The sequence below is a fragment of the Ferrimonas sp. genome (assembly GCF_048263965.1).
Classification (GTDB): domain Bacteria; phylum Pseudomonadota; class Gammaproteobacteria; order Enterobacterales; family Shewanellaceae; genus Ferrimonas.
Map to the genome: position 1 here is coordinate 1 of NZ_JBLXDO010000042.1, position 5,106 is coordinate 5,106.

Genomic DNA, 5,106 nt, shown 5'->3' on the forward strand with positions numbered 1-5,106 from the left:
AGAGCCCGAATATACGCCTGCATCTTACTTTGTCTGTTTGCGCTGGAGGTTGAAACTCGGGAGGAGTCCATATACGGCATGACGGTGCTAGGGGAGGATAAGCGTCGAGTGCGAGCCCCTCTCTAGGATTTGGAGAGTGGTTCGATGTGGGGTGAGTTGGATATAAAAAAGGGACCTTGAAGGTCCCCCGAGTCATTGTTTCTGTTTGGCTGCGGCTTTGCGCCGGGCATACTGGCTGGCGCCTGCCGGAGGCTTCTCCGGTATGGGGCGGCGTTTATCCAATATATGTTGAACCGCTTCTATTGGGTGCCGGTAAAGCATCCTTGGGCCGGAGTAGATCATCGCCTTTCTTGCCTGAGCCCTGGGCTCCGGCTTGTAGCAGTGGATGGGGCATCGTGCGCAGTCCGGCTTAGTCTCGCCATAGGGACAGCGATCCAGTTTCTGCTCAGCGTAGTTCAGCAGAGACAAACAGTCAGGGCAGAGACCATTGGTCCTCAACTCCGTCTGGCAATGGGCCTTGCAGTAGATCTGCAGCATATGCTTGATGGTCTTGTGTTCTTTGGCCAGTCTGCCTGTCAGTATCTCTGAGCTCATCTGTGTACTCCGTATATGGGGCACTGATGTGCCCCATGTTGTGCTATCAGGCGGTAGCCAGTTTTTTAGCGCGTTTGGCGGCCAAGCTGGCCTTTACCAAGCCAAAGAGGAACATGGCGATGAACATGCCGCCTATGGCAAACAGGATATCACCGGGTACGCGTAACCACACCAGTTGTCTTACCAGGTCACTCTGAAGAACTTCAGGTGAGCGTGCGTACCAGTAGCCATGGTCGATGGCGGCAAAGAACTGGACTATGCCCACGGGAAGCAGAGACATCACCAGCATCGCCATCAGGCCGATGTTCATGCACCAGAAGGCCCATTTCAGCAGGTTCTGATTCCAGCCGCGCCCTTTACTGAGTCCCATCATGCAGAACAGCATCAGGCCGATGCCCAGCATGCCGTATACACCCATAAAGGCACCGTGTCCGTGGGCGGCTGTGGTGTTCAGTCCCTGCACATAGTAGAGCGAGATGGGAGGGTTGATCAGGAAGCCTAACATGCCGGCACCAAACATATTCCAGAAGGCGGTCGCCACGAAGAACATGATGGCCCACTTGTAGTTGGTCATCCAACTGGCAGCGTTGCGAAGACGATACTGCTCATAGGCCTCAAAGCCGATCAGTGCCAGAGGGACCACCTCCAGGGCGGAGAAGATGGAGCCCCAGGCCAGTACCGACGTCGGGGTACCGGTGAAGTACCAGTGGTGCGCGGTACCGATGATTCCTCCGGAAAGGAAGATCAGGGTGGCGAACAACACGGCAGCGTTGGCACTGCGGGCGCGAATCAGTCCGAGGCGGACAAACATCAGGGCAATCACGGCGGTGGCAAAGGTTTCAAAGAAGCCCTCTACCCACAGGTGAACCACCCACCAGCGCCAGTACTCAGCCATGGCCAGGTTGGTGTGTTTGCCCATCATCAGGCCAGCGCCATAGAACAGACCAATGGCCACCACCGAGACATAGAGCAGCCAGATCACCGGCTTGTGGTCGTTTTTCTCGCTGAGTGCGGGGCGAATGGCGGCGGTCACCAGGCCAAGCCAGATAAGCAGGCCGACCATCAACAGCATCTGCCAGAAGCGTCCCAAGTCGATGTACTCATGCCCCTGGTGACCAAACCAGTAGCTCAGGTCGATGTCCAGCACTTGCTGAACCGCCAACCATTCGCCGGCCATGGATCCCAGAACCACGATCAGCAGGGCCAGCCAAAGCAGGTTTACACCCAGCTTTTGCCACTTGGGCTCGCGGCCACCGGAGAGTGCCGGCGCGATATAGAGACCGGTTGCCAGCCACAGGGTGGCAATCCAGAACACCGCGAGTTGAGTGTGCCAGGTGCGGGTCAAGGAGTAGGGAAGGATATCGGACAGGGGGATGCCGTAGAACTGTTGGCCTTCAACCGCGTAGTGGGCGGTGATCCCACCCAGGACGATCTGCAGCATGAACAGGCCGATGGCAGTGAGGAAGTACTTGCCCAGTGCACGCTGAGAGGGAGTGGGTTGGTGGCTGAAGATGGGGTCCTCCTTCGCCGGGGTCGGCAGAGGGTCATGCTTCAGGGTGGAGTGGTACCAGGCCAGCGCTGCTACACCAAAGATCAGCACCACCACGGACAAGATGGACCAGACGGTAATGGAGGAGGTGGGCTGGTTGTCCACCAGGGGCTCATGGGGCCAGTTGTTGGTATAGGATACGCCGGGCTGGTCTGCGCGATCGGTGGTGGTTGCCCAGGCACTCCAGAAGATGAAGGCGGTCAGGTCCTCCCGTCGTTGAAGGGAGGGAAGGGTACCTTCCTTCATGGCGTACTGCTCCCTAAGGGGTTGAAGTTCAGGGTCATCACTGAACAGGGAGAGGTAATGCGCCTGAACCCTGTTAATGGCATCAAAGCGGGTATTGGATATGGTGATGGTGCCATTGCCCGGTTCATAGCGATTGCGGCGAACATCCGCTTTGAGTTCGGCCTGCAACCCGCCTTGGCGAGCTTCGCTCAGGGTCTCGTAAGCCTGGCCAAACTGACCCTGGGCCTGGATCTCGAGCCAAGCCATCAGTTCTCTGTGCAGCCAGTCGGCACTCCAGTCTGGTGCAACATAGGAGCCGTGGCCCCAGATTGAGCCCAGTTGGTGGCCACCCATGGAGCGCCAGGCCATCTGGCCCTGTTGAATATCCTCTTCGGAGAAAAGTACCCGGCCATCATCGCTGACAACCTGTGTAGGAATGGGGGGCATTTCTCGATAGGTACTGCTGCCCATGGAGAGCAACACGGTGAAAGAGGCGAGACAGGAGAGTATCAGCGCCCAAAGTATGATTTTTTGTCGACTCATAACCGTACCTGCTATCTGGTTTTGTCGTTTGTTGAGGGTGAGTTATTTAAAGGTGCATCTCTAATGCATCTATAGATTGGAGAAACCTTAGTAAAATACTCAGGTATTGGCAACGGACGATTTGCAGGAAGGAAAGGGTTGAGATCTGGATCACGTATCGTTGGGGAGGAGTTACCCCTAAGGGAATAGAAAAGGGCGGCAGAGCCGCCCGGATTATCAGAGAGAGGGTTTGCTGCTGAGGGAGCTGGGGAGGGTGTCCATAACCTGATCGGCCAGGCCGGTACCAGCAGCCTGATAGATGTTGTAGACGCTGTGCACCCCCATCTCCAGCAGGGCTTCCTCTTCATCTGGGTAACGCACGATAGCGGTAACCTTACCCCGATAGTCGCTGTTGAACAGCAGCCCGGCGGTATGCAGGTTACCCTGGTGCGAGGGCATCGCCAGTACGATCAGATCCACACTGGAGGTGGGTACTAACTTATCCCAGAAGTCTGAATCAGTACCGTCGCCCAGAACGGCATGACGGTGTTCCTTATGATGGCGTTCGATGATCCCCTGTTTATGGTCTATGCCCATCACCTGATTTGGGTGGGTCTCGTTCAGAGAGTCATAGGCTGCTGACCCGATTCTGCCCATACCGAAGATAAGGATCTTGGGCTCTCCCAGGTGGATGGGTTGATCCTCCGGATGAAGGGGAGTGCGCTGACGATGCTGCAGCCTGGGTAAGAGCCATTGGTAGAGGCCCTGAGCCATACGGTCCAACGGAGCGGCGATCAGGAAGCTGAAGGCCACCATCAGTGCCATGACTCTTAGCCAGCTGGCATCAAGGGTGCCGGTGGCGATGGCAGCAGTCATGACAATCAGGCCAAACTCGCTGAAGTTGCCCAGTGTCAGTGACGACATAAAGGCGGTGCGTAATCTGAAACGGAAAAACAGCAGCAGCCCAAGAAAAAACACCAGCTTAATGGGGAGCAGCACCAACAGGGTCAGTGCCGTAGTGATCTCCTCCATGGAGGGGATGCCCTGCTGACCTATGGTGAGGAAGAAGGCGACAAGGAAGAGCTCCTTAAAGAGGAACAGAGATTTGGACAGCTCGGAAGATTTGGCGTGGCCTGCCAGGAGTATGCCCATAACCAGAGCGCCCAGATCCGGTTTCAGGCCGACGGCGCCAAACAGGGCGGCACCGGGGACCAAGGCCATCACCAGGCCAAAAAGCACCAGCATCTCACCATGGCCACTGCTCTTCATCATTCTGAATAGCAGCGGCCTGAGCAGGGGCAGAGCCAACAGGGCAAATGCCCAGGGAGAGGGCCAGACTCCCTTGCTTGCGGTGAGGTAAACCACCGCGAAGATGTCCTGCATAATCAGAATGCCTATGGCGGTGCGGCCATAGAGGGAGGCCAGATCGCCACTCTCCTCAAGAGTCTTAATGGCAAATACCGTGCTGGAGAAGCTCAATGCAAATCCCAGAGTCAGAATCTGGGTGTTGGACAACTGGTCGAACATACCCAAACCAACCAACGCCATTGTCTTGATAAAGAGCGCAGCAACGAAGACGGTGATCAGCATGTGGGTGGTTGCTGTGCCCCACACCTCCCGCCTGGCCAGGCTGCTCAGGTCCAGCTTCAGGCCAATGGCGAATAGCAGAAGCAGTACAGCGAGATCGGCGATGGGCGTCAGGAACTCCAGAGCATCGATGCCGGCGGCATAGAGGGCAAAGCCCGCGGCCAGATACCCGATCAGGGGGGGCAGGCCGATGCGTACGGCCCCCAGGGCGAGGAGGAGAGGAATAAGAAGAAGGAGGGGATCCATCCAAAATCTCCTTGAGAGTAATAGATGCCCGTATTGTAACCAGTTTAATTACGCTTTAGTGGTTTGCTCCTGAGAATTTCACTCTTGGAATTTTCGAGCCCAGTTACCGGTTAGGCCGAATTTACTCAAATTTCCAATCATCAACATATAAAAATGTGGATAACTCTGTGGGTTTGTTGTGTGAATGCGGTGTGGTTGAGCGATTGGCCAATTATCCTGAAAAAAGTTTCAAAATCGCCTTGCCAAGTTAAACCCAGCCCCTATAATGCGCTCCCTGTCGACGGGGCAAAGCGGAAGGAAAACGGACGCTGAGCAAAACATCGACACCCGGAAAAACCTTTGAAAATAGGGCTTGACGGGGGATGAGGAAAGCGTAGAATGCG

Annotated in this window: 3 protein-coding genes; all 3 read right to left on the reverse strand. The window is 55.9% G+C overall.

Annotation, left to right across the window (positions count from 1 at the left end):
• Window positions 1-192: 192 nt before the first annotated feature.
• A complete protein-coding gene (locus tag ACN0RV_RS19410; RefSeq protein ID WP_286340962.1) occupies window positions 193-594 on the reverse strand; it encodes a nitrous oxide-stimulated promoter family protein in 402 nt (133 codons plus the stop codon).
• A 46-nt stretch (window positions 595-640) separates the two neighbouring features.
• A complete protein-coding gene (locus tag ACN0RV_RS19415; RefSeq protein WP_417350185.1) occupies window positions 641-2,911 on the reverse strand; it encodes a nitric-oxide reductase large subunit in 2,271 nt (756 codons plus the stop codon).
• 216 nt (window positions 2,912-3,127) lie between these two features.
• Complete coding sequence (locus tag ACN0RV_RS19420; RefSeq protein WP_417350186.1) at window positions 3,128-4,723, reverse strand: cation:proton antiporter; 1,596 nt, start codon at window positions 4,721-4,723, stop codon at window positions 3,128-3,130.
• Between the last annotated feature and the right edge of the window lie 383 nt (window positions 4,724-5,106).

Coding starts and splice junctions, on each gene's coding strand:
- ACN0RV_RS19410 (WP_286340962.1), bottom strand. CDS start 594: ATGAGCTCAGAGATACTGACAGGCAGACTGGCCAAAGAACACAAGACC.
- ACN0RV_RS19415 (WP_417350185.1), bottom strand. CDS start 2,911: ATGAGTCGACAAAAAATCATACTTTGGGCGCTGATACTCTCCTGTCTC.
- ACN0RV_RS19420 (WP_417350186.1), bottom strand. CDS start 4,723: ATGGATCCCCTCCTTCTTCTTATTCCTCTCCTCCTCGCCCTGGGGGCC.